The sequence below is a fragment of the Aminobacter sp. P4_H6_2 genome (assembly GCF_056400805.1).
Genome location: NZ_JBFUKO010000466.1, coordinates 1 through 4,390, shown reverse-complemented (window position 1 = coordinate 4,390; position 4,390 = coordinate 1). Strand labels below are relative to the sequence as shown.

Sequence of the window (4,390 nt, the reverse complement as noted above, 5' to 3'; positions counted from 1 at the left end):
TGCTTGAGGCCTGGCGCAGCAAGAAGGGCGAGAAGCCGCGCCTGGTGCACCGTCTCGACCGTGACACTTCGGGCGTGCTGGTCGTGGCGCGTACGCGTCTGGCGGCGATGAAACTCGCCGAAGCCTTCCGCGCACGCGAAACCAAAAAGACCTATTGGGCGCTGGTTAAGGGTGCGCCGCCCAAGCGCGAAGACAAGATCTCGACCTGGCTGATCAAGGAACAGACGCCCGACGGCGACCGCATGCGCGTCGCCAAGCATGGCGAAAAGGGCGCTGACCACGCGGTTACATATTACCGTGTGCTCGAGCAGGCTGCCCAGACCATGACCTGGTTGGAAATGGAGCCTTATACCGGCCGCACGCACCAACTGCGCGTGCATGCCGCCTATATTGGCTGCCCGATCATCGGCGATCCCAAATATTTCGAACACGACACCAACTGGGAGTTCCCTGGTGGTCTGCAAAACAAACTGCATCTCCATGCGCGCCGCATCGTCATCCCGCATCCCGACAAGGGTATCATCGACGTCACCGCTCCAATGCCGCCGCATATGCGCCAGAGCTGGAACCTGATTGGCTTCGACGACGAAAGCGGGGAGCCGGCGTGACGGCTGCTTCGTCGGATGACAACACATCCGCGTCGCTGAAGCTTGTCCTGTTTGATTGCGACGGCACACTGGTCGACAGCGCCGACATCATCCACGGCTGCATGGTGGCGACCTTTCGTGAAGCCGGCCTGCCCGAACCAACGCCAGAAGCGACCAAAAGCATCATCGGACTGACGCTCGACCTTGCGATTGCGACCTTGTTGGAACGGCCGCGCGACGCCGAATGCGCCCGTCTCGCCGAGCGCTACAAGGAGCATTTCATCGCTTCGCGTCAGCTGCCAAACTTCCATGAGCCGCTTTATGACGGCATTGCCGAGCTGATCGAAACGCTGGCCAAACGCGACGACGTGCTGATTGGCATGGTCACCGGCAAGTCGCGCCGGGGTGTCCAAAGAGTTCTGGAAACCTACGGTTTCGAGCGCCATTTCGTGACCATTCGCACCGCCGACGACTGCCCGTCCAAGCCGCATCCGGCCATGGTGCTGGAATGCTGTGCCGAAACCGGCATCGATCCGGATTCGACCTATGTGGTCGGCGACGCCATCTATGACATGCAGATGGCCAGGAGCGCCGGCGCGCGCGCCATCGGCGTTTCGTGGGGCTACCACCACCGCGACGGCTTGTTTGCCACCGGTGCGCATGCCGTGTTGACCACTCCAAGCGAGTTGCTTGCCCTTATCGACTAGCGGACCAACTGCTAGGCGGCGTCCTGCCTTATGTTGCCGCCTGCCTTGCGCCGCCCGATGCACGATCACGCCGGCATTTGACCATCTGGATTGCGCTCGGCGAGCGTGGAGAATTTCATGACAGCCACAACGCAGCCGTTGGATCGTCGCGACAGCATCGATGCGGCTGCTGTCGCGTTCATGCTCTTGCTGACGATGTCGTGGGGCATGAACGGCGTCGCGGCCAAGCTCGCAACCACCGGCTACAATCCGATTTTCCTCAACGTGGCGCGCTCGGGCATCGGCTGCGTCTTGGTGTTCTTGTGGTGCCTTTATCGCCGTGTTCCGCTGTTTAGCAGGGACGGCACCTTGTGGGCGGGCATCGCTGCCGGCCTGCTATTCGGCGCCGAGTTCATCCTGGTTTTCGTCAGCCTTGAATACACCACGGTCGCGCGTAACTCGCTTTTGGTCAACACGATGCCGTTCTGGATTCTGATCGGCGCGCATTTCTGGCTCGGCGAGCGGATGTCGATGCAGAAGTTCCTCGGCCTGCTTCTGGCTTTCGGCGGTGTAGCGGTGGTCTTTTCCGACAAGCTCGGCGCGACAGGTTCATCGACGCTGGTCGGCGACCTGTTGAGCCTGGTGGCCGGGTTGCTTTGGGCATTGACCACATTGGTGATCAAGGGCTCGAAGCTGTCGATCGCCGGTGCCGAAAAAGTGCTGCTCTATCAGCTGGTCGTATCCGCGCTCATGGCGATACCGCTGGTATCGCTTGCCGGTCCCGCGATCCGCGATGTCTCGACCGTGGCCACCGGCGCGTTGCTGTTTCAGGCTGTTTATGTCGTTGCGTTTACCTATATTCTCTGGTTCTGGCTGATGCGGCGTTATCCTGCGGCGGGCCTTTCCAGCTTTGCCTTCCTGTCGCCGGCTTTCAGCGTGATATGCGGCTGGCTGGTGCTCGGCGAGCCGTTGACATGGAACATTTTTCTGGCGCTCGGCCTCATCGTGGCCGGGCTGATCATTGTAAATCGGCCCTCGCGGAAACGCGTGGCCGTAGCGGAGTAGAGATGCGAGACATTCTAACTGACCTCGAAACCAGCGACGGCCTGTCCGATCCAGATCCGATCCGCCGCGCGCAAAGCACGTTGCGCAAGCAACTGCCCAAGCGGTTCTATGAAACGGCTTCGGTTGCGGCTGTGGACGAAGGCCATGCCGTTCAACTCGACGGCAAGACCGTGCGCACGCCGGGCAGGGCGTTGCTTGCCCTGCCGACCGCAGCCGCGGCACAGCTGGTCGCCGACGAGTTCGCAGCCCAGGTCGAGACCATCGATCCCTTCACCATGCCGGTCCTGCGCCTGGTCAACACGGCCATCGACGGTGTCGCCACCGACCCGCAGGCGGTGCTCGAAGATATCTTGCGTTTTTCGTCGTCCGACCTGCTTTGCTATCGCGCCGATCACCCGGAACGGCTTGTCGAGCGGCAGGCCGAGGCATGGGACCCGATCATCGATTGGGCGCGGGCGTCGCTCGGCGCGCATTTCGTCGTGGCCGAAGGCGTCATGCATGTCGAGCAGCCGCGCGCAGCGATCGCAGCACTCGGCGTTCACCTGTCGCAGCGCGCCGAGCCGATGCGCCTGGCGTCACTGCACCTGATGACCACGTTGACCGGCTCAGCTCTTTTGGCGCTGGCGGTCGAGATGGGTGAAATCACCGCCGAAGAAGCCTGGACTGCCGCCCATGTCGACGAGGATTGGCAGATCGAGCATTGGGGTCAGGATTCCGAAGCCGTCGCCCGCCGCGCCAACCGCAAGCGCGACATGCTGTCGGCGGTGGCGCTGCTTGAGGCGCTGAAGGCCGACTGACACGTTCGCCGAGCATTCGGCGGGTCTCCGCCCAGCTCTTGTGCAGAATGTCAGCGCCGCTGTCTTAATCTGCCTATTTTTTGATCATCCCCGTATTCCACGCCTTCGACTTCAGGCGCGGATACGGGGATTTTCAATTGGCACGGGGTTTGCATCTCTCATTTCGACTAACGCCGCCAATGGCAGACAGGCACGACACTGAGAGGTTAGCATGACGAAGTACAAGCTCGAGTATATTTGGCTGGACGGATATACTCCTGTGGCCAATCTTCGCGGGAAGACGCAGGTCAAGGAGTATGCCGAATTCCCCAAACTGGAGCAGCTTCCCTATTGGGGTTTTGACGGCAGCTCGACCATGYAGGCCGAAGGCAAGAGCTCGGACTGTGTCCTGAAGCCGGTTGCCGTTTATCCCGACCCGGCGCGCATCAATGGCGTGCTCGTCATGTGCGAAGTCATGATGCCGGATGGTGTCACGCCGCATGCATCGAACACCCGCGCCACCGTGCTGGAGGATGATGGSGCCTGRTTCGGTTTCGAGCAGGAATATTTCTTCTACAAGGACGGCCGTCCGCTTGGCTTCCCCGAAACAGGGTTCCCGGCACCGCAGGGCCTGTACTACACCGGCGTCGGCTATCAGGCCGTTGGCGACATCGCGCGCCAGATCGTCGAGGAACATCTCGACCTCTGCCTCGCCGCTGGCATCAACCACGAAGGCATCAATGCCGAAGTGGCCAAGGGCCAGTGGGAATTCCAGATTTTCGGCAAGGGCTCGAAGAAGGCCGCCGACGAGATGTGGCTTGCTCGCTACCTGCTGCAGCGCCTGACCGAAAAATACGGCATCGACATCGAGTATCACTGCAAGCCGTTGGGCGACACCGACTGGAACGGCTCGGGCATGCACGCCAATTTCTCGACGGCCTTCATGCGCGAGACCGGCGGCAAGGCCTATTTCGAAGCGCTGATGGCGGCCTTCGGCGAAGCGCGCGCAGAACACATCGCGGTCTACGGGCCTGACAACCACCTGCGTCTCACGGGCAAGCACGAAACGGCTTCGATCGACGTCTTTACCTGGGGYGTCGCCGACCGCGGCGCGTCGGTCCGCGTGCCGCACAGCTTCGTTCGTGACGACTATCGCGGCTATCTCGAAGACCGTCGCCCGAACTCGCAGGGCGACCCCTACCAGATCGCTTCGCAGATCCTGAAGACGATCGCTGAGGTACCGACAAGCTTCGAGAAAAAGGCGGCTGCGTAAGCG

Annotated in this window: 5 protein-coding genes; all 5 read left to right on the top strand. The window is 61.5% G+C overall.

The window, feature by feature from the left end:
* A partial coding sequence (locus AC1DUU_RS24430) for an RluA family pseudouridine synthase (RefSeq protein WP_476785966.1) occupies window positions 1-608 on the top strand: 608 nt, incomplete at its 5' end.
* 35 nt (window positions 609-643) lie between these two features.
* On the top strand, window positions 644-1,294 hold the full coding sequence (locus AC1DUU_RS24425; RefSeq protein ID WP_476785967.1) for an HAD family hydrolase: 651 nt from the start codon (window positions 644-646) through the stop codon (window positions 1,292-1,294).
* Window positions 1,295-1,411: 117 nt separating this feature from the next.
* A complete protein-coding gene (locus AC1DUU_RS24420) occupies window positions 1,412-2,338 on the top strand; it encodes a DMT family transporter (protein WP_476785965.1) in 927 nt (308 codons plus the stop codon).
* 2 nt (window positions 2,339-2,340) lie between these two features.
* Window positions 2,341-3,135: an ATP12 family chaperone protein gene (locus AC1DUU_RS24415; protein ID WP_476785964.1), complete on the top strand. Its 795-nt coding sequence runs from the start codon at window positions 2,341-2,343 to the stop codon at window positions 3,133-3,135.
* A 211-nt stretch (window positions 3,136-3,346) separates the two neighbouring features.
* Window positions 3,347-4,387: a glutamine synthetase beta-grasp domain-containing protein gene (locus AC1DUU_RS24410; RefSeq protein ID WP_476785963.1), complete on the top strand. Its 1,041-nt coding sequence runs from the start codon at window positions 3,347-3,349 to the stop codon at window positions 4,385-4,387.
* The last annotated feature ends 3 nt before the right edge of the window (window positions 4,388-4,390 follow it).